This window comes from Burkholderia sp. LS-044 (assembly GCF_004803625.1).
Taxonomy (GTDB): Bacteria; Pseudomonadota; Gammaproteobacteria; order Burkholderiales; family Burkholderiaceae; genus Burkholderia; species Burkholderia cepacia.
The window spans coordinates 114,022-137,584 of record NZ_SSWO01000001.1 but is presented as its reverse complement, the minus strand read 5'-3'; the positions used below and the strand labels follow the sequence as shown (position 1 = coordinate 137,584).

Annotated in this window: 21 protein-coding genes; 11 read left to right on the top strand and 10 right to left on the bottom strand. The window is 67.3% G+C overall.

Annotation, left to right across the window (positions count from 1 at the left end):
• Positions 1–41: 41 nt before the first annotated feature.
• Positions 42–2,225: an FUSC family protein gene (locus tag E9536_RS00630; protein ID WP_136469082.1), complete on the bottom strand. Its 2,184-nt coding sequence runs from the start codon at positions 2,223–2,225 to the stop codon at positions 42–44.
• Positions 2,226–2,426: 201 nt separating this feature from the next.
• On the opposite strand from E9536_RS00630, the gene E9536_RS00625 reads away from it, so the two are divergent.
• Positions 2,427–3,374 (top strand): LysR family transcriptional regulator, encoded by a 948-nt coding sequence (locus E9536_RS00625; RefSeq protein WP_027791525.1) that lies wholly within the window; start codon positions 2,427–2,429, stop codon positions 3,372–3,374.
• A 143-nt stretch (positions 3,375–3,517) separates the two neighbouring features.
• On the opposite strand, the gene E9536_RS00620 is transcribed toward E9536_RS00625, so the two are convergent.
• Together E9536_RS00620 and E9536_RS00615 are read right to left on the bottom strand one after the other, a co-directional pair.
• Positions 3,518–3,820 carry a DUF4148 domain-containing protein gene (locus E9536_RS00620; protein WP_027791526.1) on the bottom strand — a complete coding sequence of 101 codons (303 nt, stop codon included), beginning with the start codon at positions 3,818–3,820 and terminating at the stop codon, positions 3,518–3,520.
• A gap of 214 nt (positions 3,821–4,034) precedes the next feature.
• Complete coding sequence (locus tag E9536_RS00615) at positions 4,035–5,177, bottom strand: porin (RefSeq protein WP_059694927.1); 1,143 nt, start codon at positions 5,175–5,177, stop codon at positions 4,035–4,037.
• A 642-nt stretch (positions 5,178–5,819) separates the two neighbouring features.
• On the opposite strand from E9536_RS00615, the gene E9536_RS00610 reads away from it, so the two are divergent.
• From E9536_RS00610 to E9536_RS00595, 4 genes are all read left to right on the top strand, one after another.
• Positions 5,820–7,154, top strand: a complete 1,335-nt coding sequence (locus E9536_RS00610) for a chloride channel protein (RefSeq protein WP_136469081.1) — start codon at positions 5,820–5,822, stop codon at positions 7,152–7,154.
• Positions 7,155–7,456: 302 nt separating this feature from the next.
• Positions 7,457–7,894: an STM2901 family protein gene (locus E9536_RS00605; RefSeq protein WP_136469080.1), complete on the top strand. Its 438-nt coding sequence runs from the start codon at positions 7,457–7,459 to the stop codon at positions 7,892–7,894.
• Positions 7,887–8,234, top strand: a complete 348-nt coding sequence (locus E9536_RS00600; protein WP_060314865.1) for a DUF1493 family protein — start codon at positions 7,887–7,889, stop codon at positions 8,232–8,234. Before E9536_RS00605 ends, E9536_RS00600 begins: the two co-directional genes overlap by 8 nt.
• Before the next feature lie 207 nt (positions 8,235–8,441).
• Entirely contained in the window at positions 8,442–9,764 is a 1,323-nt protein-coding gene (locus E9536_RS00595) for a TIGR00366 family protein (protein WP_136469079.1), read from the top strand.
• Between the two features lie 58 nt (positions 9,765–9,822).
• Here the strand turns inward: E9536_RS00595 and E9536_RS00590 are convergent, their stop codons facing one another.
• From E9536_RS00590 to E9536_RS00575, 4 genes are all read right to left on the bottom strand, one after another.
• Positions 9,823–11,151 carry an MFS transporter gene (locus E9536_RS00590; RefSeq protein WP_136469078.1) on the bottom strand — a complete coding sequence of 443 codons (1,329 nt, stop codon included), beginning with the start codon at positions 11,149–11,151 and terminating at the stop codon, positions 9,823–9,825.
• A gap of 222 nt (positions 11,152–11,373) precedes the next feature.
• Positions 11,374–12,306 (bottom strand): 3-keto-5-aminohexanoate cleavage protein, encoded by a 933-nt coding sequence (locus E9536_RS00585; RefSeq protein WP_021159186.1) that lies wholly within the window; start codon positions 12,304–12,306, stop codon positions 11,374–11,376.
• Between the two features lie 35 nt (positions 12,307–12,341).
• A complete protein-coding gene (locus E9536_RS00580) occupies positions 12,342–13,148 on the bottom strand; it encodes an SDR family oxidoreductase (RefSeq protein WP_136469077.1) in 807 nt (268 codons plus the stop codon).
• Between the two features lie 73 nt (positions 13,149–13,221).
• Positions 13,222–13,932: a GntR family transcriptional regulator gene (locus E9536_RS00575; protein WP_124814788.1), complete on the bottom strand. Its 711-nt coding sequence runs from the start codon at positions 13,930–13,932 to the stop codon at positions 13,222–13,224.
• A 292-nt stretch (positions 13,933–14,224) separates the two neighbouring features.
• Between E9536_RS00575 and E9536_RS00570 the strand changes: the two genes are divergently transcribed.
• Positions 14,225–14,677, top strand: a complete 453-nt coding sequence (locus tag E9536_RS00570; RefSeq protein WP_136469076.1) for a type VI secretion system amidase immunity protein Tai4 — start codon at positions 14,225–14,227, stop codon at positions 14,675–14,677.
• A 54-nt stretch (positions 14,678–14,731) separates the two neighbouring features.
• Here E9536_RS00570 and E9536_RS00565 read toward each other — a convergent pair whose 3' ends face one another.
• The gene (locus E9536_RS00565) at positions 14,732–15,523 is read right to left on the bottom strand and encodes an IclR family transcriptional regulator (RefSeq protein ID WP_059683455.1); all 792 of its coding nucleotides are present in this window, start codon (positions 15,521–15,523) and stop codon (positions 14,732–14,734) included.
• A 159-nt stretch (positions 15,524–15,682) separates the two neighbouring features.
• Here E9536_RS00565 and E9536_RS00560 point away from each other — a divergent pair, with 159 nt between their 5' ends.
• From E9536_RS00560 to E9536_RS00540, 5 genes are all read left to right on the top strand, one after another.
• Positions 15,683–16,459, top strand: coding sequence for an ABC transporter substrate-binding protein (locus tag E9536_RS00560; RefSeq protein ID WP_027791537.1), 777 nt, complete (start codon positions 15,683–15,685; stop codon positions 16,457–16,459).
• A gap of 88 nt (positions 16,460–16,547) precedes the next feature.
• A complete protein-coding gene (locus E9536_RS00555; RefSeq protein ID WP_006482843.1) occupies positions 16,548–17,204 on the top strand; it encodes an amino acid ABC transporter permease in 657 nt (218 codons plus the stop codon).
• Positions 17,201–17,956, top strand: coding sequence for an amino acid ABC transporter ATP-binding protein (locus E9536_RS00550; protein WP_060061795.1), 756 nt, complete (start codon positions 17,201–17,203; stop codon positions 17,954–17,956). Before E9536_RS00555 ends, E9536_RS00550 begins: the two co-directional genes overlap by 4 nt.
• A complete protein-coding gene (locus E9536_RS00545; protein ID WP_136469075.1) occupies positions 17,953–19,263 on the top strand; it encodes an FAD-binding oxidoreductase in 1,311 nt (436 codons plus the stop codon). Before E9536_RS00550 ends, E9536_RS00545 begins: the two co-directional genes overlap by 4 nt.
• Before the next feature lie 79 nt (positions 19,264–19,342).
• A complete protein-coding gene (locus E9536_RS00540) occupies positions 19,343–20,074 on the top strand; it encodes a class I SAM-dependent methyltransferase (RefSeq protein ID WP_059484953.1) in 732 nt (243 codons plus the stop codon).
• A gap of 36 nt (positions 20,075–20,110) precedes the next feature.
• On the opposite strand, the gene E9536_RS00535 is transcribed toward E9536_RS00540, so the two are convergent.
• Both E9536_RS00535 and E9536_RS00530 read right to left on the bottom strand, forming a co-directional pair.
• Positions 20,111–21,529, bottom strand: coding sequence for a cytochrome c peroxidase (locus E9536_RS00535; protein ID WP_060170960.1), 1,419 nt, complete (start codon positions 21,527–21,529; stop codon positions 20,111–20,113).
• A 103-nt stretch (positions 21,530–21,632) separates the two neighbouring features.
• Entirely contained in the window at positions 21,633–23,306 is a 1,674-nt protein-coding gene (locus E9536_RS00530) for an alkaline phosphatase family protein (protein WP_136469074.1), read from the bottom strand.
• Between the last annotated feature and the right edge of the window lie 257 nt (positions 23,307–23,563).

Sequence of the window (23,563 nt, the reverse complement as noted above, 5' to 3'; positions counted from 1 at the left end):
GCACGCACCGATCGTCAAGGGCGTCGATGGCATCGATGGGATCAATGGCGATGCCGGTTGAACGGCGCATCCTTGTCCAGCAGCGCGCTGCGCATGAAGTGCAGGCAGCCGACGATGCGCTGCATGCGGTGCCGCTCGTCGGGCACCGCATACCACGCCTGCAGCGTGTGCTGCGCGGCGCGGATCGCAAGATTCACCGATTTCAGCGTGCGTGCGTGATGGCCGGGCGTCGGATCGTCGAAGAAGCGCGGCAGTTCGTGCAGCACCGCGTCGATCGAGCCGGTCCAGCGCAGCGTCTGCGGCGGTTTCGACGCGCGGAACGCGTTCATTTCGTCGCGCAGGTCGATCACCGCGTGGCCGACTTCGAGCGTCGACAGCATCCAGCGCAGCGCGTCGCGATGCTGCCGCGTGCGCCGCACGAGCAGCGTGCGCAGTTGCGCCATCAGGTCGTGGGTACTCGACTGGAAGCGCTGCGCGAGGCCGTCCGGCGCGCCTTCGCACGCCAGCGTGACCTGGCGGCGCAGGTCGTGTGCGATGCGGCCCGTGAGCCACGGCATGTGAGTCGGGAACACGACCGCGAACACGAGCGAGCACACGAGCATCGCGATGACGACGGCCAGGCCGTTGTTGATCAGCACCTCGGGCGTATACGCGATCACGTTGTCCGGCCCCGCGAGCAGGCAGAAGAACACCGCGAAGCCGATCCCGTAACCGGACAATCCCGGCCGCATCGCGAGAAACGCGCCGACGCCGAGCACCGGCGCGAGCGCCGCGCACAGCAGCGGAAAGCCTTCGATGTTCGGATACACGTAGCACAGGAACAGGTAGCCGACGGCGGTCGCGAATGTCGCGCCGACGCTCATCTGCGCCACGAATTTCGGCGCGCGCGGCGACGTCGAGCTGAGCGCGCACGCGATCGCGGTGGCGGTCACGGCAAGCGGGCCGCTCGGCCATTCTGAGGCGATCCAGAACACGCTCATCGCACCGACGGCGACGACCGTGCGCAGGAACGCGAAGCCGACGAAGAACGTATTGGTCTTCACCGCGTAATGCGTGACCGAGCGCTCGAACGCATGGTCGTCCTGGTCGAGCGATGCATAGGTGTCGGCGTAGCCGAGGTATTCGCCGATGAAGCGGTACAGCAGCTCGATCGCGGTATCGAAGTCGAGCAGGCCGCCGGGCGCATGTTCCTCGATGTTTCGCCGCGAGGCGCGCGCGGCTTTCGGCAACGCGCTGTGGAAGCGGCGCAGATCGACCAGCGCACCGGCGGCCGGCGCGATGCCGCGCTGCCGCTCGTCGCGCAGCGCGGCGAAACGCTGCGCGAGCGCATCGACATGCGGCGCGAGCGCATCGAGCACCGCGTCCGAGCCGTTCGCGCGCAGCCGCTTGACGAGCTGGTGCAGCGCATGCAGCCGCGTGCACGCGTTCATGAACTCGCTGTTCAGCCGCGCGAGCCGGCGGCTGCGCGCGCGAATGTGCGGATCCTCGAACGACGCGAACGCGCGATTGGCCTCGAAGCCGACGATGTCGTCGACGAAATCCGCGAAGCGCCGCTCGAAATCGGCGCGCGCGACGTCGCCCGCGAGTGCGCCGGCCGTGAACGCCGCGAACGTCGCATGGCGGGTGCCCAGCGAGCGCATCAGCGCCTTCGCGGAGCTGAGCGGCAGGATCAGCGCGCTGACCGCGCCCGAGCAGGCGATGCCGAGCGCGACTTCCGCGGCACGCGTGAGCGCGGACTGGAACAGCGTCTGCGGCGTCATCACGGCCGGCAGGCCGATCAGCGCGGCCGTATAGCCGGCGAGTACGAAGCCGTACCAGCGGAAGTGGCGGTTGCGCACCGCGAGCGCGATGCAGCTGCCGATCCACAGCGTGATGCCGGCCATGTACAGCTCGGGCTGCTGCGCGAACAGCCCGCCGAGCGCGAGCGCGGCGACGAGACCGGCCGCCGTGCCGAGCACGCGGTAGAAACTCTTCGCGAACACCATTCCCGACAGCGGCTGCATCAGCACGAACACGGTCGTCATCGCGGTGCGCGGCTGCGACATCTCCAGGCGCATCGCGATGCCCATCGCGAGCAGCGCCGCGAACACGGTTTTCGCGAGGTGCAGCCAGATCAGCCCGTCGCTCGCGGCCCAGTCGCGTGCCGCGTCGCCGAGTGGATCAAGCCATGTCCTCCATCGTGCCGGTTCGATGGAAGGTCGCTCGATCGCAGGTTGTGGCTTCATGAAAAGAGGGGGCCGGTACGGGGCCGGGCACGGTGCCACGGCACGTCCGAACGGGTCCGTTCGACTGGTGAGGCGCCGATTGTAGGAGCGCGGCGCCCGTGCATTAACGCAGCTGCGGGGAAACGATAGTTGCAGCCGGAGCAACAATCTGTCGCATCCAGTAGAGGAAAATAGCGGCTCCGCTACAGGTTGCTCACAGGAATGGATACCCTACAAAACATGCGGGTGTTTTCGCGTGTCGTCGAGACGGGCAGTTTCACTGCCGCCGCGCAATCGCTGAATTCGACGACGGGCGCGATGTCGCGCGCGGTGTCGGAGCTCGAGGCGCGCCTGCGTACTCGTCTGATGAATCGTTCGACGCGCCGTCTCGCGCTCACGTCGGCCGGCGAAAGCTATCTGCGGCGCTGCCGCCAGATCCTCGCCGACGTCGACCGCGCGGAAGAAGAGGCGAGCTGCGCGCACGAACGGCCGGCCGGCGTGCTGCGCATGCACAGCTTCGCGAGCGTCGGCCATCACTATGTATTGCCCGCGCTGACGCGCTATCACGCGCAGTTTCCGGACGTGTCGATCGAGCTGTCGCTGTCGCAGCGCATGCCCGACCTGTTCGACGGGACGAGCGACATGGCTGTCGTGACTGCATCGTCGCTTCCCGATTCGGAACTCGTGTCGCACCTGCTCGGCTCGACCTTCAGCATCCTGTGCGCGTCGCCCGACTACGTGAAGCGCCACGGCGCGCCGGCCCGTCCGCAGGATCTCGCCGCGCACGCGTGCCTGACGCTGTGCACGCCGGCGTTCCCGACGCACGAATGGGTGCTCGAAGGGCCCGAAGGCGTCGAGCAGATCCACGTCGCGGGGCCGGTGCAGACCAATACGGCCGAATCGCTCGCGCTCGCGATTCGCGACGGCATCGGGATCGGCATGCTGCCGCTTTACTCGGCGATCGACGCGCTGCGCGACGGCACGCTCGTGCGCGTGCTGCCCGCGCACATCCTGCAGAAGATGAACGTGTACGCGCTGTATCCGTCGCGCCGCTTCGTCGATGCGAAGGTGCGGACGTGGGTCGAGATGCTGCGTGCCCAGGTGCCGGGGATGATCGCGCGCGACGTCGAGATGCTGAACGCGATCGACCGCGAACCGCAGGCCGCCTGAGCGGCCGACGCGTATCGGCGTATCGCCGGCTTCTTCTCTTCAGCCGGCTTCTTTCTCTTCACGCGAATTTCGCCAACCTCGTCAACGCGACTCGCCGCGCCCACGGTACATCGTCCCCGTGGGCGCGGCGCATCGTCATGACGTTACAGCGCGGGCTTTGCCGCCGTGCCCGATTCCGTTGCCGGCTCGCCGGCCGGGCCGTATGCGGCGCGCGCGGCCTTCTGTTGCGCGAGGCGCTTTTCGTGGAGCCGCTCCTGTGCCGCCAGGATGTCGTCCGGATAGTTGATGGATTCGCCGCGCGCCGGGTTGTAGCCGACCGATTCGAGGTCGCTCAGCTCCTGCAGCACTTGCGCGCGCGTGACGGGCGACTTTGCCGACTGGGCGAACGACAGGGCCGGTGCAGCGAGCAGGACGGCAGCGGCGGCGGTAACGACGAGCGATTTCACGAGGTTCTCCTGGGTACGGGGTGGGCGGCCGGCGCGACGCGCGATGCGCGCCCCCGACCTTCGCTGGCAGTCTACGCAGCGCCCGCGCGCGTAAAAACCCCGATTCCAGGCAGGCTGCCTTCCAGATGGAACAACATTGATGCGCCGCCCGCCGCGAACGAACCCGCATGCGAACGCAGGTGCGTGACCGACGGGCGGCGATGCATCGCGTCGATCAGAAGCGCGTGCGCATGCCGATCGTGCCGACGATCTGGTTCGCGGTGCTCGATGCGCCGCCCGAGCCGTCGATGAACGCCCGGTAGCCGCGGCCCGATGCGTGCTGATACATCGCTTCGGCGTAGACGTCCGTGCGGCGCGACAGCTTGTAGACGGCCTGCAGGTCGACCTGGTGCCACTTCGGATCGGTGCCGTGCCTGCTGTCGGGGTTCGACACGCTGGCGTCCGTGTACACGTAGGCCGCGCCGAGGCTGACGGCCGGCGTTACCGCATAGCGCACGTTCACGTCGTAGTTGTTGAACGCGACCTGGCCGGTCGAGCCGAACGAGCCCGTGTTGTCGTACTGCGAGCGCGTATAGACGAAGCCGACGGTGGCCGGGCCGAACCCGTAGCTGATGCCGCCGCCGTACGAACGCATGCGGTCCGAGCCGATCGACCAGCCGCCTTGGTTCAGGCTCTTCGCTTCGGCCGCGTCGGTCGCGCCCGGGCTCGCGCTCGTCGAGCCCTTCGTGCCGTTCATCTGCAGGTACGCGCCGGCCAGCTTCAGCGGGCCGTTCGTGTAGCTCGCCGCGACGCTGTATGCGCGGTTCGCGCCGAAGCTGGTCGCGTTCGAGAACGCGTACATCGCGCCGACCTTGAAGCCCGCATACGTCTCGCTCGTGTACTTGACCGCGTTGTTGATGCGCAGCGAGTGGTTCAGGTTGTCGTTGTCGAACGGATGCGCGAAGCTCGTGTCGCCGAGGTCGCCGGCCGTGGCGGACAGCGGTGCGACGAAATCGACCATCGTGTCGTACTGGCGGCCGAGCGTCAGCGTGCCATAGCCGCTCTGGCTCAGGCCGACGTACGCGTGGCGGCCGAACAGCTTGCCGTCCTGCCCGAGCCCGCCGTTGTTCACGTTGAAGCCGTTCTCGAGCACGAACAGCGCCTTCAGGCCGCCGCCGAGATCCTCGGTGCCGCGAAACCCGAGGCGGCTGCCGTTGACGGTGCCGCTGTTCAGGCGCCACAGCGACGCACCGTTGGCGTTGTTGGTATAGACGATGCCGGCATCGATCAGGCCGTACAGCGTGACCGAGCTCTGTGCGTGAGCGAGCGGGGCGAACAGCGTGGCGGTGCATGCGCCGGCGACGAGGGTTTTTTTCAAGTGAGGCTCCTGCGTGTGGAAGGGGAACGAAAGTTCGGCGCAAGTATAGGAACGCAACCCGCGCGCAAGGCCGCCGGGGGCCGCGAGCGCACCTTTCCGGATCAGGCAAGAGTCGTTCACAAAACTGACACGACGCGCGGTGCGCGCGTGACGGTGGTGGTTTTTGCACGGTCGCACGCGGGCGGTATCCCTCCGTCGCGGGCGTGCTGTCGCGTCGGTGCAACATGAGCGGGGCGTGGCACGGCGGTGGGTCGGTGCGACTGGCGCGCGGAGAACGGCTCGCCTGCGTCTGCGCCCGCGACCGGCATCACTCGCGTTCAAAGGCGGGCGTGTGCACGCATTCCAGGCTCGTCAACGGGATCGCGCGACCTGCCGACTCGAAGCACGCGGCCGTTTTCACGAATACGCCGCAACGGGAAGGCGATCCTGCGGCGTGAACCGGAACGCATCACGTATCCGGTATCCGGATTGAAGCGGGCGGTGAACTTCGGGCTGCCTTGACCCGCTGGTCTTCGTGTATTCATCGAATGCATGAGTCGATTCGAAAAATACGTTTGTCTCATGATTGTCGCCGGCCTACGATGCGGTCCTGACGACGGCGCGAGTGGCGCGCCGTCTTTTTCGATCCCATTCGCGAACCCCATGCGCCCCGATCTCCCGTCCGCTCCCGCATTCCCTTCGCCGGCCGCCAGCCCGTTCGCGCGCATGGCCGTCGTCACGATCCTGACCGGCGTCGGCGCGGGCCTCGGCGGCATGCTGCTCGCGCTGCTGCTGCATGCGATCCAGCACGTTGCGTTCGGCTACAGCATCGCGCACGTGATCGGCACCGAGAGCTTCCTCACCGGCGTGACCGGCGCCGATCCGCTGCGCCGGCTCGCGGTGCTGATCGTCTGCGGGATCGTCGCCGGCGGCGGCTGGTGGGCGCTGTACCGGTATGGCCGGCCGCTCGTCAGCATCCGCCGCGCGGTGCGCGCGGCCGATCCGCGGATGCCGGTCGTCAGCACGACGATTCACGCGCTGCTGCAGATCGTCACCGTCGCGCTCGGATCGCCGCTCGGCCGCGAAGTCGCCCCGCGCGAGATCGGATCGCTGCTGGCGGGGCAGCTTGCGCATCGTTCGGGGCTCACCCCCGACGATTGCCGGCTGATGGTCGCGTGCGGTGCGGGCGCGGGCCTCGCGGCCGTCTATAACGTGCCGCTCGGCGGCGCGATCTTCGTGCTCGAAGTGCTGCTCGGCACGTTCGAACTGCGTGCGCTGGTCGTGGCGGTCGCGACGTCGGCGATCGCGGCGGCCGTCGCGTGGATCGGCCTCGGCAACGAACACCAGTACACGGTGCCGCCGTTCGTGCTGACCACGCCGCTGGTGGCATGGTCGATCGTCTGCGGGCCGCTGTTCGGCTTCGCCGCATACGGCTTCGTGCGGCTCACGACGCGCGCCCGGGCGAACGCGCCGAAAGACGGGCGGCTGCCCGTGCTTGCGCTGATCAACTTCGCGGTGATCGGCGTGCTCGCGATCCGGTTTCCGCAACTGCTCGGCAACGGCAAGGGCCCGGCGTCGCTGGGTTTCGACGGCACGCTGACGATCGGCCTCGCCGCCGCGCTGCTCGTGCTGAAGGTGCTGATCGAGGCCGGCAGCCTGCGGGCCGGCGCGGAAGGCGGCCTGCTGACACCGGGCCTTGCGAACGGTGCGCTGCTCGGCGTCGTGCTCGGCGGGCTGTGGAGCCTCGTGTGGCCGGGTGCGTCGATCGGCGCTTGCGCGCTCGTCGGCGCGACCGCGTTTCTCGCCGCGTCGATGCAGATGCCGATCACGGCGGTCGTGCTGCTGCTCGAGTTCACGCGCGCGGATCACGACAGTCTCGTGCCGATGCTGCTTGCCGTGACCGGGTCGCTCGTCGCGTATCGGGTGGCGCAACGGTGGAGTGAGGGGCGGGCGAAGGCGATGGAGGTGGTCAAGGAGCGTGCGGTGGCGATGCGTTAATGCGTCCACGCAGCCAGGAGGCGAACGACGTTTGCCTTTTTTGTCGCCAACAAATCACCGAAAGTTGACGATTTGTATCCGTTCCAAAGCAAGCTGTTGTCGCGGTGATCCACGCAGGACGATGAAGCCGATACGATCGGAGGCGCCAAGCGTGGGGCCGCTTTAGAGGAACGGCATCCCGTCGATCACCTGCGCCCGGATGCACGCGTGCAACAGTCATTGCTTCCCTGGGTCCGTTGTCCTTCCCGAGTCATTCACGATAGCGTTTTCCGCTCATTCAAATTCAAACGATCTGAGGGAAAATGTCGAATTCGTACAAGTACGGCGTTCATGACGGCTTGAGGCGCGAAGCGTTGCTTTTCCTGATCTTCATCGAAGAGACTGGCAAGGCGGCGGGTGTAGATGACGCGATCGGTATCGCGATGGTGTTGCTGGGCCAGCGCTTTATCCGCACGCGCGGCAAGTTCGCAAACGCCGTCAAGGGCACCTCGATCGCGTCGGTGGTTTCTCGTCGCTTGCTGCCGTACGAACTGAAGCATCGGATTTTGCCAACCGTTACGTCGTTCACGAGTCTTGTCATGTTGCGGATCAAGTTCACGCGGAATATCGGCGCTTTTGTCGGGCGCGCCATTCCAGGAGCAGGTTGGGTACTCCTGGCAACGGATATATCGCTGATCACTTATCGCACGATCGGCACGTACAACAGCATCGTGAAGCCCGAGGATCGTTTGTATGGCTGACGCCTGGAAAAACCTCGAAGCGTTCATTGCGACCGATATCGGCAAGCTTCCAGTCGATCGGATCGAACTGATGCGGGACACTGACCTCTATCACGATCTCGACATGGAGCCGGAGCACATCGATGCGTTCGTCCGGCGATGGGCCGTGACGTTTGACGTCGACTTGTCCATGTTCGACATCCACGATTACTACCCGTCGGCGAAGCTCGGCATCGGTTCGTTCCTTGCCACGGTCGTCAGATCGCCGTTCAGCAACAAGGCGCGCGAAATCCTGGGCGGCCGGTCGCTCACACTCGGCATGATGGTCGAGGCGATGGAGCGCGGGCGCTGGGAGGCGTGACGAACGCGGTGCGTTGATCGAGGCTGCGAAGCAACGTAAGGGCTGCCTGTCATTTATCCCCGTTTTCCTGTCGATACGACCGCGCGATCGCGGCCCCCCCGCATTCCAAAGCGCGCCCGCCGGTTCTATGCAAGAATCCGCGCGTTTCCGCGCATCCACCCACAACGACACGCGCGGACGTCCCTATCAGGAAACGAGGAGCTCAAGTTGATCCAGCGCATTTCCCGCTTTTTCACGCAGGTGGTTCACCGCGTGTTGCCCGACCCGTTGATTTTCGCGATCCTGCTGACGATCGTCACGTTCGCGCTCGCGTTCGGCCTCACACCGAATACGCCCGCGCAACTCACGACGATGTGGGGTTCGGGTTTCTGGAACCTGCTCGCGTTCTCGATGCAGATGGTGATGATTCTCGTCACCGGTCACGCACTCGCGAGTTCGCCGCCCGTGAAGCGCATGCTCGTCGCGCTCGCGAGCACCGCGCGCACGCCGGGGCAGGGCGTGATGCTCGTCGCGTTCGTCGGCGCGCTCGCGTGCGCGATCAACTGGGGCTTCGGCCTCGTGCTCGGCGCGATGCTCGCGCGCGAAGTGGCGCGTCGCGTGGCCGGCAGCGATTACCGGCTGCTCGTCGCGTCCGCGTACATGGGCTTCCTGAGCTGGCACGGCGGATTGTCGGGTTCGGTCCCGCTCGTCGCGGCCACGAAGGGCAACCCGATGGAAAAGACCATCGGGCTGATTCCCGTTTCGCAGACGATCTTCACTGGCTACAACGCGTTCATCACGATCGGCCTGATCGTGATGCTGCCGTTCCTCGCGCGCCTGATGATGCCGAAGCCGGGCGACGTGGTCAGCGTCGATCCGGCGTTGCTGGCCGAACCGCCGAGCGTCGAGCGCCAGCTCGGGCCCGACGCGACGTTCGCGGAGCGGATGGAGGAGAGCCGTGCGTTGTCGGTGTTCGTCGCGGCGCTGTGTGCGGCGTTCCTCGTGCTGAAGTTCATGCAGAAGGGCTTCGCACTCGACATCGACACCGTGAACCTCGCGTTCCTCGCGGCCGGCATCCTGCTGCACCGTACGCCGATGGCCTATGCGCGCGCGGTGGCCGGCGCGGCGCGCGGCGCGTCGGGGATCATGATCCAGTTCCCGTTCTACGCGGGCATCCAGGCACTGATGGATCATTCGGGGCTCGCGGGCGTGATCACGAAGTGGTTCGTCGATATCGCGAACGTGCATACGTTCCCGCTGCTCGCGTTCCTGAGTTCCGCCGTGATCAATTTCGCGGTGCCGTCGGGCGGCGGCCACTGGGTCGTGCAGGGCCCGTTCGTGATGCCGGCGGCTCAGGCGCTCGGGGCCGATCTCGGCAAGGCGGCGATGGCGATCGCGTACGGCGAGGCCTGGACCAACATGGCGCAGCCGTTCTGGGCGCTGCCCGCGCTGGCGATTGCCGGGCTCGGGGTGCGCGACATCATGGGGTACTGCGTGACGACGCTGCTGTTCTCGGGCGTCGTGTTCGTCGCGGGGATGTATCTGTTCTGACCGCGTGAGGCGGGCGGGGCGCAGCCCGTCTCACGCCGGTCTGGTTCCAGCCTGCCTTTCAGCCGCGCGATCGCACGTCGGCGCGCTCGTGCCCGTGACGCAACGCGAGGCTCGCGAATGCCGCGACGACGAGCGCGGCCGCCAGCAGCGTCAGCCCGTTCTTTGCATTGCCGGTCGCCTGTTCGATCGCGCCGACGACGGTGGGCCCGACGAAGCCGCCGAGCAACCCGCACGTATTCACGAGCCCGAGCCCGCCGGCCAGCGCACTGCCGGCGAGCCGCGACGCCGGAAACGTGAACACGATCGACTGCACGACGAAGAACATCGACGCGGACACGCACACGCAGAGCAGGCCCGCCAACGGTGACGCATGCGCGGCGCCGACCATCCCGGCCGCCATGATTGCGAGCCCTGCGCACAGCATCCGCCGCGAATGACGCGACTCGCGTGCGAAGCGCGGCAGCGTCCCGGCCCCGAGCGCGGCGGCGAGCCAGGGCAGCGACGTCAGCAACCCGACCGCGACCGGCGACAGACGTCCCGACGCGCCGATGATCCCCGGCAGGAAGAAGATCACCGTGTAGATGGTCAACTGGTGGCAGAAGTACACGAAGATCGCGAGCCAGATCTGCGGGTCGCGCAATGCGGCGCCGAACGCGTGGCCGCCGTGCGCGACGACGCCCGCGTCCTGTTCGGCGGCCAGCTTGCGCTCGAGCGCGCGGCCGGTTTCCGGGGCGAGCCACGGCGCGGCGCTCGGACGGTCCGGCAAGCGTGTCCACACGACGAACGCGAGCAGGATCGCCGGAATGCCTTCGACGACGAACAACCATTGCCAGCCGTGGAAACCGAGCGTGCCGTCGAGTTCGATCAGCGCACCGGCCAGCGGCCCGCCGACGATATTCGCAATGCACACGCCGAGCAGGAAATAGCCGGTGGCGCGCGCACGTTCCTCCCGGCCGAACCAGTACGTCAGATACAGCATCACGCCGGGAAACAGGCCGGCTTCGGCCACGCCGAGCAGCAGGCGCATCACGTAGAAAGATGTCTCGCCGCGGACGAACGCCATCGCGATCGACAGCGCGCCCCACGTGATCATGATCCGCGTGATCCAGAAGCGCGCGCCGACGCGATGCATGATCAGGTTGCTCGGGATCTCGAAGAGCGCGTAGGTGAGAAAGAACAGCCCCGCGCCGAGCCCGTACGCGGCCGATGAGATGCCGAGATCGACGCCCATCGAATGTTTGGCGAACGCGATGTTGGTGCGGTCGAGAAAGCTGATCACATACGCGGCGATCAGCAGCGGCATGAGTTTGCGGAACAGCAGCCGGTTCAGCGACGCGTTCGCGTCGGTCGCGGTGGACGACAGGGCCTGAGCGGGATGAGTGGACATGCGGACGACTCCGGTAAGGGCGAACCGGCGCGCACGGCAAGCACGGCGCGCCGCGTTCGGCAAATGCCGCTGCGCGGCAGGCAGCGGATGGGCAGTCGACGGAGCCGCGCCGGCGGCGCTCGAACGGAGCGGGGCGATGAAGGGCGTCCTGGCGCCGGCCGGTTCGGGCCGGCGCCTTGTCACTGCGCTTGCGGATGCGGGTGTTGGGGGGCGACCCGGCGATCAGAAATTCACGGCGTCGCCGCCCTTGAGCGCGAGCATCGCGCGCGCCTCGGCCGGCGTTGCGATCTCGAGCGACAGGCCTTCGAGCACCTGACGCATTTTCAGGACTTGCGCGGCGCTCGATTCCGCGAGCTTGCCGGGCGCGATCCACAGCGAATCCTCGAGCCCGACGCGCACGTTCGCGCCTTGCGCGGCGCCGATCGTCGCGAGCGGAATCTGGTTGCGTCCCGCGCCGAGGATCGACCACACGTAATCGCTGCCGAACAGGCGGTCGGCCGTCCGGCGCATGTGCATCAGGTCTTCCGGGTGCGCGCCGATCCCGCCGAGCAGGCCGAACACGCTTTGCACGAAGAACGGCGGTTTCGCGAGCCCGCGATCGACGAAGTGCGCGAGGTTGTACAGATGCGAGATGTCGTAGCACTCGAATTCGAACCGCGTGCCGTTCGCGCCGCAGCGCGTGAGGATCGTCTCGATGTCCGCGAACGTATTCTTGAACACGAGATCGCGGCTTTTCTCGAGATGTTCGCGCTCCCACGGATGCTTCAGCTCGCGGAAGCGCTCGAGCATCGGGTACAGCCCGAAGTTCATCGAGCCCATGTTCAACGACGCGACCTCGGGCTGGAAATGCAGCGCGGGCTGCAGCCGTTCGTCGACCGTCATGTGCGGGCTGCCGCCCGACGTGAGGTTGATCACCGCGTCGGTCTGCGCCTTGATGCGCGGCAGGAATTCGGCGAACACGGCTGGATCCTGTGTCGGCTTGCCGTCGGACGGGTTGCGTGCGTGCAGGTGCAGGATCGCCGCGCCGGCCCGTGCGGCCGCGACCGCGGCCGTTTCGATTTCGTGCGGCGTGACAGGCAGGTACGGCGACATCGACGGCGTATGGATCGCGCCGGTCGGCGCACAGGTGATGATGACTTTGCGAGCGTTTGCCACGGATGGATTCCTTTCGATGAACGATGCAGGACGCGTCAGAGCACTTCGACGTTGCCGCAGACGGAGATCGCCTGGCCGGTGATGCCATGCCCGCCCGGCGAGCACAGGAACAGCGCGGTCGCGGCGATCTCGGCCGGATCGGTCATGCGCCGCAGCGAGATCTTCTCGAGATAGCGCTTCTCCATGTCGTCGTAGCCGATGCCGAGCTGCTGCGCGCGCGCCTCGATCACGCGGCGCATCCGCGGGCCGCGCACGATGCCGGGCTGGATCGCGTTCACGCGGATGCCGAGCGGCCCGAGTTCGATCGCGAGGCTCTTCACGAGGCCGACCACCGCCCATTTGGTGGCCGCATACGGCGTGCGGAACGCATAGCCGAGCCGGCCGGCGACCGACGACAGTGCAATGATCGCGCCGCCGTGTTTCGACTCGCGCAGCAGCGGCACCGCGCGGCGCGCGAACTGGAATTGCGCGTTCAGGTTGATCGCGACGGTTTGTTCCCACTGCATGGGGTCGATTTCGTCGATGCCGCCGGTCGGGCCGGCGATACCCGCGTTGTTGACCAGCACGTCGAGGCCGCCGAGCCCGGTCGACACGTCGGCGAACACGCGCTCGACGGCGGCCGGGTCGGATACATCGGCCAGCGTCGCGCTGATCGCGCCGGCCGCGGCGCGCGGCGGCCGGTCGGCGAGCGCCGCGATCGCGGCTTGCGAGGCGTCGCACACGTGCACGCGCGCGCCGCATTCGGCGAACGCGTCGGCGATTTCGAGACCGATGCCCGACGCGCCGCCCGTCACGAGGACGCGCAGGCCGTCATAGGGTTTCAGCAGGTCGGAAGCTGTCATGCCGGGTTGTCTCCATCGTTGGTGTAGTCGGATTGCGGCCGCTCGCGATTCGGCGGGTCGAGGCGGGCGGCGGCTACGGTTTCGCGTTCACGGTCCGCGGCGTCTGTTCGGCCCGCAGCGTCTCGGCGAGATCGTGCGCGGCGCCGCCGATGTCGAGCGCGATGCCGGCCCGCACGCCCGCGCCGTCGCGTCGCTCGAGTGCATCGACGATTGCACGGTGCGCATCCATCGAGCGCCGCATGTGCGGAATGTCGAGCGCGACCATGTTGAGGAACGGGCCGACGCGCATCCACAGGTTCTCGACGATCGCGAGCGTGTTTTCGCTGGCGCCGTGCGCGTAGATCGCGCTGTGGAACGCGAAATTGCTTTGCAGGTAGGCGCGCGAGCGGCCGGCCTCGACGTGTGCCTGCATCGTTTCGCAGGTCTTGCGCACGACCGCGATCTGCGCGTCGGTCATCCGGGCGCACGCGCGCTCGGCGATACAGCCTTCGAGGGCGATCCGCACGTCGCGCAGTTCGTCGAGCATGTCGAGCGTCATCGGCGGAACGACGAGCGCCCGGTTCGGGCCGTCGACCAGCGCGCGCTCGGCGCGCAACCGCGTGAGCGCGGCACGCACCGGCATCGTCGACGAGCCGACTGCCTCGGCGACGCTGCGCAGGCTCAGCGCCTGGCCGGGCGCGAAGCGGCCGCTCATCAGCGCTTCGCGCAGTTGCTGGTAGACCTTGTCGGCCATCGTTTCCTGTTCGATGGCTTTCAGTGCGGGCGGGACGATACGAGGCGGCAAGGCGGGGTTCTCCTGGGTTTGATCTGCGATCTGTGATCACACTTGCGATGTGCGAAGTTTTGTCGATCGGTGCGGCGGAGTCAAGATGAACGGGATCGGGGAAAACGAGGGGGGGGGGACGAAGAGGCTGTCGGCGACTGTCGGCAATACTTTTCCCCGTCGGGGTTTGATCCGATCCTCGAGGTCCGGCCGCGGAGGGCGACGGACGCGAGCATCCGGGGCGCGACCATGGTTACTTCAACGAACCGGGCGCGCGGTATCGTTCCGATCGCGCAAACTTTTGGAGCCTGTCATGAGGGGAGTCCGGATCGCTGCCGTGTTGGCGTGCATCGCGTTTCAACCCGCGATGGTCGTGGCGAAGGACGGCGCACAAACATCGCCCGAGGCCGGCTCACGGACTTACCTCCAGAACTTCAAGGACAGGATGCTCGCGGAGTGCCTGGCTACCGCTTACAAGCAGGAGGCCGGCGTGAGCAAGGACATCGGCAGCAGCATCAGCGCGTTGCGCGACTGGACCTACGACGACATGGAACGTGCGCCGGATGTCATTCACGCGCTGGTCGCGAAGTATCTGGCGCGAGACTATCGGAATCCGGTTGTCGAATCGGAAGTCGGGGACGTGAAGTTCGACTTCCTGAAGTGCCTCGATCTGTATCACGGCAAGGAACTGGACGCTGTCGCGAAGCAGCTCGTGTTGCATCCGAACCGGACTTATCGGAGCGAGGCTTCGCCGAAGCCGCAGTAGCGATCAAACGCCGTTGCGCACCGCCGGGGCGCACGGTCTCCCGCCTCACGAACCCTACTCGAGCGTCCGGATCGAATTGCTGATCCCGCGCGCGCAGTCGATTACCGCCGGCGCGAGCTTGCGGCGCGCGTCGTCGAACGTCCAGCGGCTCGTCGGCGCGACCACGTGCACGGCCGCGACCGGCTGCCCCTGGCTGCCGAGCACGGGCGCCGCGATCGACATGTCCCCGATGAATAGTTCTTCCTGGTTGGTCGCGTAGCCTTCCCGCCGCGCGCTGTCGAGCAGCGCGACGAGATCGTCGAGTGCCGTGACCGTGCGCGGCGTATGCGGCGTGCGCGCCATGCCGTCGAGCCGCGCGCGTGCGTCGTCCGGCGGCAGCGCGCTCAGGAACGCGCGGCCGCTGCCGGTGCAATACATCGGGATGCGGCTGCCGATCGGCATGTGAATCGGCACGAACTTGGTCGACACGAAACGCGCGACGTACACCATTTCGTCCTCGTCTGGCTCGGTGAGGTTGGTGGTTTCGCCGGTCAGGTTCGTGAGCTCGGACAGGAACGGATTCGCGACGTCGATCAACGTATCGGCGGCGAGATAGTTGAAGCCGATCCGCATCACGTGCGGCGTGAGCTGGTAACGCCGCGTGACCGGATGCTTGCGGATGTAGCCGAGCTTCTCGAGCGTATAGACCATCCGCTGTGCGGAGCTTTTCGTCATCCCCGCCGCGTCGGCCACCTCCGCCAGCGTCATCGTGCGCCGTTTCGCGCTGAACGCGCGCAGCACGTTCAGCCCTTTTTCCAGCGACTGGTTGAACAGCAGATCGTTTGCTTGGTCGGGCGACGTTTCCATGGCGAGGAGCGGAATCGATTCGATATCGCATCATAGCGTATCGAATATCGATACGCAAAAATCTATTTGCGATGTTTTTGATTCGTTTTAAGATCGGACCATCGTCGCAGTGTCGATCAGCGACCGGCCGGCGCCCGGATTATTCGAGAAGGAGTCACCATGGTTCCGTTCATCAAGCGGTTCGGCGCACTGGCCGCCGGTTTTGCCACCTGTATCGCCCTCTCCACGGCATCGGCGGGTGCCGTTGCGGCCGAGCCGACGCTGAAGGTCGGCGCGACGGCCACCGGCGTGCCGTTCACGTTTCTCGACGTCAAGAGCAATTCGATCCAGGGGATGATGGTCGATGCGATCACGGCAGCCGGGAAGTCGGCCGGGTTTCGCGTCGACGTGCAGCAGACCGTGTTCTCGGCGCTGATCCCGTCGCTCACCACGCAGAAGATCGACATCATCTCGGCCGCGATGCTGAAGACGCCGGCGCGCCAGCAGGTCGTCGATTTTTCCGACACCGTCTACTCATTCGGCGAAGGCCTGATCGTGAAGGCCGACGACCCGGGCCGCTATACGTCGATGGACGATTTCAAGGACCAGGTGGTCGGCGCGCAGGTCGGCACGGCGTTCGTCGATGCGCTCAACAAGAAGGGCATCTTCAAGGAAGTCCGGACCTACGATTCGATCGCCGACATCATGCGCGACGTCGCGCTCGGGCGCATCAAGGCCGGCTTCGCCGACCAGCCGATCGTCGCGTACCAGATCGAACACGGCGTCAATCGCCAGGTGCGGCTCGTGCCGGAATACCAGAGCGTCGTGAAGGGGCAGGTGTGCTTCATCGTGCGCAAGGGTGACACTGCGACGCTCGAACAGCTCAACGGCGCGATCCGCAAGATGAAGAGCGACGGCACGCTGCAGCAGATCCTGCAGAAGTGGCACATGAGCTGAGCGTCGGCATTCGATTCCCGACCGGCATCGCCCGCGCGTCGCGGGCATTCCCGGCGGCGGGCCGTCCGGCCGTCGCATAGGAGGCCTCATGTTTTTCCAGAATGCGATCGATTTCCTGCCGATCCTGCTGAAGGGCGCAGTGGTCACGATCGAGATCACCGCATGCGCGTTCGTGCTCAGCTCGGTGCTCGGGCTGATCCTTGCGCTGCTGAAGGTGTCGCGCAATCGTGCCGTCTCGACGGCCGGCAGCACGATCGTCAACGTGATCCGCGGGCTGCCGATCATCGTGCAGCTGTTTTACATGTACTTCGTGCTGCCTGATCTCGGCGTGCAGCTGTCGGCATTCCAGGCTGGCGTGCTCGGTCTCGGCATCGCGTATTCGGCGTATCAGGCCGAGAACTTCCGCGCGGGCATCGAGGCGATCGACCGCGGCCAGATCGAGGCCGCGCACGCGATCGGCATGCGCGGGCCGATGATCATGCGGCGCGTGGTGCTGCCGCAGGCGTTCCGCATCGCGCTGCCGCCGTACGGCAACACGCTGGTGATGTTGCTGAAGGATTCGTCGGTCGCGTCGACGATCACGGTCGCCGAGATCACGCGCGCCGGCCAGCTGATCGCGTCGTCGACGTTCCAGAACATGAGCGTCTACACGCTCGTCGCGCTGCTGTATCTCGCGCTCGGCCTGCCGCTGATGTTCGGCGTGAACCGGCTCGGCAAGCGGCTCGCACTGAGGAGAGGCGCATGATCCGGATCGATTCCATCCATAAACGGTTTCAGCAGCACGCGGTGCTGAAGGGCGTGAGCCTCGACGTGCAGGCGGGTGAAGTCGTGTGCCTGATCGGGCCGTCCGGTTCCGGCAAGTCGACCGTGCTGCGCTGTATCAACGGCTTCGAGACCTACGACGAAGGGTCGATCACGATCGACGGCGTGAAGGTCGACGCGCATTCGAAGCGGATCCACGAACTGCGGATGCGGGTCGGCATGGTGTTCCAGCGCTTCAACCTGTTCGCGCACCGCACGGCGCTCGAGAACGTGATGGAAGGGCCCGTGCACGTGCGGCGCATGCCGGCCGCGCAGGCACGCGAGCAGGCGCGTGCGCTGCTCGACAAGGTCGGGCTTTCGCACCGGATGAACGCGTATCCGTCGGAACTGTCGGGCGGCCAGCAGCAGCGCGTCGCGATCGCACGCGCGCTCGCGATGGCGCCGCAGGCGATCCTGTTCGACGAGCCGACGTCGGCGCTCGACCCCGAGCTCGTCGGCGAAGTGCTCGGCGTGATGCGCGGGCTCGCCCGCGACGGGATGACCATGGTGGTCGTCACGCACGAAATGGCATTCGCACGCGAGGTGGCCGATCGCGTGTGCTTCCTGCACGACGGCACGATCTGCGAAAGCGGACCGGCGCGCGACGTGCTCACGCAGCCGACCCATCCCCGCACGCAGGAATTCCTGCGCCGCCTGCTGGCGTCGGACGGCGCCGACCACCCGGATCGAACATGAGCGCAACGAACGCGGCACCCGGACGGCCCGACGCGCAGTGGCCGGATTCGCTGTGGGCGGCAACCGCCGCGCCGGCGCCCGATACGCCCGCGCTCGACGCGTCCGTGTCGTGCGACGTGGCGATCGTCGGCGCGGGCTTCACGGGCCTGTCGACCGCACTTCATCTGGCCGAACGCGGTGTCGACGTCCGCGTGATCGACGGCGCGCAGCCGGGCTGGGGCGCATCGGGCCGCAACGGCGGGCAGGTGATTCCCGGGCTGAAATACGACCCCGACGAACTGGTACGCCGGTTCGGCGACGAGGCCGGCGAACAGCTTGTCGGCATCGTCGGCGGCGCGGCCGACACGGTGTTCGACCTGATCGCGCGGTACGGAATCGACTGCGATGCGCGTCGCGCCGGCTGGATCCAGCCGGCGCCGACCGCCGCGATGCTCGACACGGTCGCACGTCGGGCGCAGCAATGGGCCGCGCGCGGCGCGCCGGTCGACGTGCTTGGCCGCGACGAAGTCGCGCGTCGGCTCGGCACGCCGGCGTATGCGGGCGGCTGGATCGATCGCCGCGCCGGCAGCGTGCAGCCGCTCGGTTATACGCGCGGCCTCGTGCGCGCCGCGCAGGCGAGCGGGGCGGTCGTGCATGGGTCGACCCGCGCCGTCGGGCTGACGCGCGCCGACGGCCGCTGGCGGATCGCGACGTCCGGCGGCGCGACGCTGTCGGCCGAACGCGTCGTGATCGCGACCAACGGCTACACGGACGGGCTGTGGCCCGGCTTGCGCCAGTCGGTGATCGCCGCGAACAGTTTCATCGTCGCGACGGAACCGCTCGCGCCGGCGCTTGGCCGCGACATCCTCGCCGGCGGCGAGGTTGCGTCGGATGCGCGGCGTCTGCTGCTGTACTTCCGCCGTGACGCGGCCGGGCGCCTGCTGATGGGCGGCCGCGGCCCGTTCGCCGACCCGCGCGCGCCGAGCGACTGGCGCCACCTCGAACGCGCGACGACGCTGCTGTATCCGCAACTGAAGGGCGTCCGGTTCGAATACCGCTGGGCGGGGCGCGTCGCGATCACCGCGGATTTCCTGCCGCACGTGCACGAGCCCGCGCCGGGCGTGACGATCGCGCTCGGCTACAACGGCCGCGGCATCGCGATGGCGACGACGCTCGGCAAGCACCTGGCCGCGCATCTGTCGGGCGATGCGCAACTGCCGCTGCCGTTCCGGGTCACGCCGATCCGCCCGATCCCGTTGCACGGGTTGCAGCGCTTCTATATCGCGGCCGGGATCGCGTGGTATCGGCTGCTCGACAGCCTGTCCTGACGCCGGCGCGAGGACAGGTCGCCAGCCGCCGTCGGATCGGGCAGAATCGGCCTGCCCAGTCTCCACCGACGGATGCCGCATGACCGACCCGAACGAACCGTCCGCCCGCCGCGTTTACGCGAGCTTCGCGCAACGCTACGCGGACATCGCGCCGACCAAGGCACACAACGCGCTTTACGAGCGGCCGGCTACGATGGCGCTGCTCGGCGACGTCGACGGCCTGACAGTGCTCGACGCCGGCTGCGGGCCCGGCATCTGCAGCGAGCACCTCGCGCGCCACGGTGCGACCGTCCACGCGTTCGACATCACGCCCGAGATGGTCGCGCTCGCGAAGGCGCGTTGCGCGGGGCTCGCGGTCGACGTCGCGGAAGGCGATCTCGCGGCGCCGCTCGACTGGCTGCCCGATCATGCTTTCGACAAGATCCTGTGCTCGCTCGCGTTCGACTACGTGCGCGATCTGACGCCGACGCTGCGCGAATTCAGACGTGTCGCGCGGCCGGGCGCGACGCTGGTGTTCTCGATGGCGCATCCGATGCGCGACTGGATGGACGAGCGCACGCGCGGGGATGGCACGTACTTCGATACGAGCCGTTTCGGCTTCCATTGGTCGGGCTTCGGCGAACCGAAACCCTACGTCGAGGCCTGGCGCCGGCCGCTCGCCGACATCCTGAATGCGCTCGCCGACGCCGGCTGGCATCTCGACCGTTTCGTCGAACCGACACCGCTACCCGAGATGAAGGCCGTATCGGAGCGGCTCCATGCGGAGCTGTCGCTGGCGCCGGCCTTCCTGTGCATCCGTGCGCGCCGCTGACGAACACGGCGCGCACGGCAACCGATAGCCGGCCGCTCAGCGCGCCGGCGCGTCGTTCAACGTTCCCAGAAACGCTTCGATATCCCTGATGTCCTGCGCCGTCATCGCGGGCTTGTCGCCCGGCTTGCGATCGAACGGCGCATCGGTCACGTCGACGTTCGCGCGGTATTTCGGCGGAATGTCGTCGTACTCGTCGACCTTGCCGTCCGCGCCGCGCGAATAGAACTTCTGCGGCGAGATGCTGCGCTCGTTGTAGAACGCCATCACCTGGTCGAGCGTGTGGAACACGCCGTTGTGGAAGAACACATGGCGTGTCGCCGAGTTGCGCAGCGTCGGCGTGAGGAACATCCCGCAATACTGCGTCTGGTCCTTCAGGTCGTCGCGGAACGGCCCGCACACGCCGAGATCGTGGAACGCCGGGTTGCGGTTCTGCGCGAGCTGCTGGTTGCGCGGCACACCGAGCGCCTCGTACTGGTAGTCGGTAAACATCGGCGGCAATCCGTCCTTGCCGGGCTTCGACAGGTGGCAGCCCGCGCAATTCGCCTTGTCCGGGTTGTTGAACAGCCGCAGCCCGCGCAGTTCGGCCTGCGAGAGACGCGCGCGGCCTTCGAGCCAGCGATCGTACTTGCTGCTGTACGGGTGGAACGACGGATCCTCCACCTGGTAGCGCGCGATCGCGAACATCGCTTCCGACACCGCGAGCTGCGGGCTGTCGAACACGCGCGCGCCGAACAGTTTCTCGAACTGCGCGCGGTGCGACGACTGCGCGAGCTTGCGCGCGACGTCGTCGACGCTCGCGTTCGCCATCTCGACCGGATTCAGCAGCGGGCCGAACGCCTGCTGCTGCAGCGTATCGGCGCGGCCATCCCAGAACATCCCGCCCTGCGGCACGAGTTGCGGCGCGGCCGACGTGCCGGCCACCTTCTGCGCCTTCACCACGCCGGCGGCCGAAGCGGCCTGCTGCGCGACGCTCGGAGCGGCGTCGTTTTCACCGGCGTCGGGGCCGATGCTGAAGTTCGGCTGGCGGTACAGGTACATCAATGACGGCGGCGGGCGATAACCCTGCTGCGTCATCGCGAGGCCGCCCGGCTGCACGTCGAGCGCGTTCGGCGGGCCGTACGCGTGATCGGGGCTGTGGCACGACGCGCACGACTGCTTGCCCGACGCGGACAGCGACGGGTCGGCGAACAACGCGCGCCCGAGCTGCGCGACCGCCGACAGCGGCTGCGCGGCGGGCCGCTGCAGCACGACCGGATGCGGGTTCGCACCCGTCCAGTCGGCGACGACGGTGCCGATCGCCGCCGGTACCTGCGCGGGAAACGCGATCGCGAACGCGCCGTAGCCGAGCACGGCGGCGCCGATCGCGAATGCCGCGCGGCGCAGAAGGCGGGAAGGGGCGCGCGGCGCGGCGGTGCCGGAGGCGTCGGGAGACGGGAACGCGGGGCGAGCTGTCATGCTGTCGGTCGGAAATCGGGCGCCGCACGAAGCGGCGCGTTGAACGGAACAAACGGAAACGGCCGGCGCGTGAGGCGCCGGCCATGCGGTCATGCAATACCGGTCAGATCGCCGGTGCCGCGCTCAATGCGGTGCCGAGCGTCGGGTCGAGGTACAGCGGCGTCGTGTTCGGCTTCGACGTGAAGTCGAACAGCGCGCGCAGGTCGCCCGCCGTCGCATCGAACGAACCGCCGCCGATGCGCTGGCCGCCCAGCCAGTTGTCCTCGATGAAGCGCACGACGGACGACTGGTCGAGCATCGTGTGGTCGACGTAGTTCTGCTTTGCGTACGGCGAGATCACGATCAGCGGAATGCGCACGCCCGGGCCGCAGCGGCCGTTCACGGTCGCGCCGTTCACGCCGGTGGTGCCGCCCGTGCCGCACTTGCCGTTGCCGTTGACCTGGTCGACCGGATCGGACGACGCGTGCGTCGGCGCCGTATACACGTGGTCGTACCAGCCGTCCGAGTCGTCATAGGTGACGATCACGGCCGTGTTCTGCCAGTCCGGCTGCTGCTGCAGGAAGTTGACGACCTTCGTCACGAACGCCTGCTCGTCGAGCGGATCCGAATAGCCTGCGTGCGCATCCTGTGCGGCCGGGGCCTTCAGGTAGCTGACCGACGGGAAGTTGCCGGCCTTCACGGCGGCGAAGAAGTCGTCCGTGTCGTACTGGTGGTTCGCGGGTTCGGCGGTCTTGCCGTCGGTCTGGAAGCTCGAGCCGATCGCCGCGACCGAGCTCGGGCGCGTGTGCTGCGGGTTCGCGGTCGACGCGTAGTACTGGAACCAGTTGTGGTGCGGGATGTAGTCGGCCGTCGCGGCGTTCACGGCGGTCGCGACCGTGCTGCGCGCGCAGCCCGTCGTGCCGTTGCCGTTCGTCGTCGACAGGTTGAAGCCGCCCATGAAGCCGCCCCACGTGATCTTCGCGCCGTTCAGCAGGTCGCCGATGTTCTTGCCCGTCATCATCGCCTGGTCGGTCGTGCTCGAGCACACGTCGAAGCCCGGGTCGACGTCGTTGATCATCGTGAGGCCGCCCGCGCCGTCATTGATGTAGTACGAGCTGGACGCGAGCGTCGACGGCTGCTTCGACGTCTTGACGATCTGCATCCCGTTGGTCTGGCCGGACACCACGTTCAGCGCGCCGGGCGTCGACGGGCCGTAGACCGTCGTGAACGTGTTGTCGCTCATCGCGAAGCGCTGGGCGTAATTCCACAGCGCGGTCACGGTGTTGCCGTCGAAGTAGCCCATCACCTGGCCCTTCGTGCCGAACGCGCCGGCGCCGCCGGACGAGCCCTTGCCGGTGTACTTCGGGAACAGGTCGGCGAGGCCGTTGTCCTCGGCCTGCTGTTCGGCCGTGTACGCGTGGTTCTGGTCGGCGGTTGCGGCCTGCGTGCGGTCGAGACGGAACGGGTTCGCCGCGTCGGTGCCGTTGGCCGTGTTCGTGAAGTTCGGGTTCGCGGTGAGCAGCGTGCCCGTCAGCCCGTTCGGCGTCGGCGTGCCGGCCTTCGCGGTGAACGCCGGTTCGCCCGACGGGTTCGTCGCGTTCGGGTAGGTGCCGAAGTAGTGGTCGAACGAGATGTTTTCGCCATAGATCACGACGACATGCTTGATCGGCGTGGCGGTCTGCAGCGCATCCTGCGACGACACGGCAGGCGTCGACGTGGGATCGTCGCTGCCGCCGCAGGCGAACAGCGCCAGCGCCGCGGCTGCGCAGGCGGTGACGAGCAAGGCTTGACGGAACATCGGGAAACTCCAGGTAAGGTCTTCGATGGTGGAGAGCGGCCCCGTCGCCGTGTCAGTTCGGCGCGGAGCTCGTGAGAGAGCACGCGCATTGGAACAGTCCCGTATGAAGATATGGGGACGGAGTGGTTTCGCGCCGATTGCGCTGCGGTATCGATTTCATTACGCCGGGGCGCGAACCGAAAGAGAACGGAAAGGGGCGGACCGGCTGCAACCTTTGCGTCACATTCCGCGGCGGGCGGGACGATTGCCGCGGATGC

Bases quoted from the DNA above. Each gene is read 5' to 3' on its own strand.
- E9536_RS00630 (WP_136469082.1), bottom strand. From the start codon at position 2,225: ATGAAGCCACAACCTGCGATCGAGCGACCTTCCATCGAACCGGCACGA.
- E9536_RS00625 (WP_027791525.1), top strand. From the start codon at position 2,427: ATGGATACCCTACAAAACATGCGGGTGTTTTCGCGTGTCGTCGAGACG.
- E9536_RS00610 (WP_136469081.1), top strand. From the start codon at position 5,820: ATGCGCCCCGATCTCCCGTCCGCTCCCGCATTCCCTTCGCCGGCCGCC.
- E9536_RS00605 (WP_136469080.1), top strand. From the start codon at position 7,457: ATGTCGAATTCGTACAAGTACGGCGTTCATGACGGCTTGAGGCGCGAA.
- E9536_RS00600 (WP_060314865.1), top strand. From the start codon at position 7,887: ATGGCTGACGCCTGGAAAAACCTCGAAGCGTTCATTGCGACCGATATC.
- E9536_RS00590 (WP_136469078.1), bottom strand. From the start codon at position 11,151: ATGTCCACTCATCCCGCTCAGGCCCTGTCGTCCACCGCGACCGACGCG.
- E9536_RS00580 (WP_136469077.1), bottom strand. From the start codon at position 13,148: ATGACAGCTTCCGACCTGCTGAAACCCTATGACGGCCTGCGCGTCCTC.
- E9536_RS00570 (WP_136469076.1), top strand. From the start codon at position 14,225: ATGAGGGGAGTCCGGATCGCTGCCGTGTTGGCGTGCATCGCGTTTCAA.
- E9536_RS00565 (WP_059683455.1), bottom strand. From the start codon at position 15,523: ATGGAAACGTCGCCCGACCAAGCAAACGATCTGCTGTTCAACCAGTCG.
- E9536_RS00560 (WP_027791537.1), top strand. From the start codon at position 15,683: ATGGTTCCGTTCATCAAGCGGTTCGGCGCACTGGCCGCCGGTTTTGCC.
- E9536_RS00555 (WP_006482843.1), top strand. From the start codon at position 16,548: ATGTTTTTCCAGAATGCGATCGATTTCCTGCCGATCCTGCTGAAGGGC.
- E9536_RS00550 (WP_060061795.1), top strand. From the start codon at position 17,201: ATGATCCGGATCGATTCCATCCATAAACGGTTTCAGCAGCACGCGGTG.
- E9536_RS00545 (WP_136469075.1), top strand. From the start codon at position 17,953: ATGAGCGCAACGAACGCGGCACCCGGACGGCCCGACGCGCAGTGGCCG.
- E9536_RS00540 (WP_059484953.1), top strand. From the start codon at position 19,343: ATGACCGACCCGAACGAACCGTCCGCCCGCCGCGTTTACGCGAGCTTC.
- E9536_RS00535 (WP_060170960.1), bottom strand. From the start codon at position 21,529: ATGACAGCTCGCCCCGCGTTCCCGTCTCCCGACGCCTCCGGCACCGCC.
- E9536_RS00530 (WP_136469074.1), bottom strand. From the start codon at position 23,306: ATGTTCCGTCAAGCCTTGCTCGTCACCGCCTGCGCAGCCGCGGCGCTG.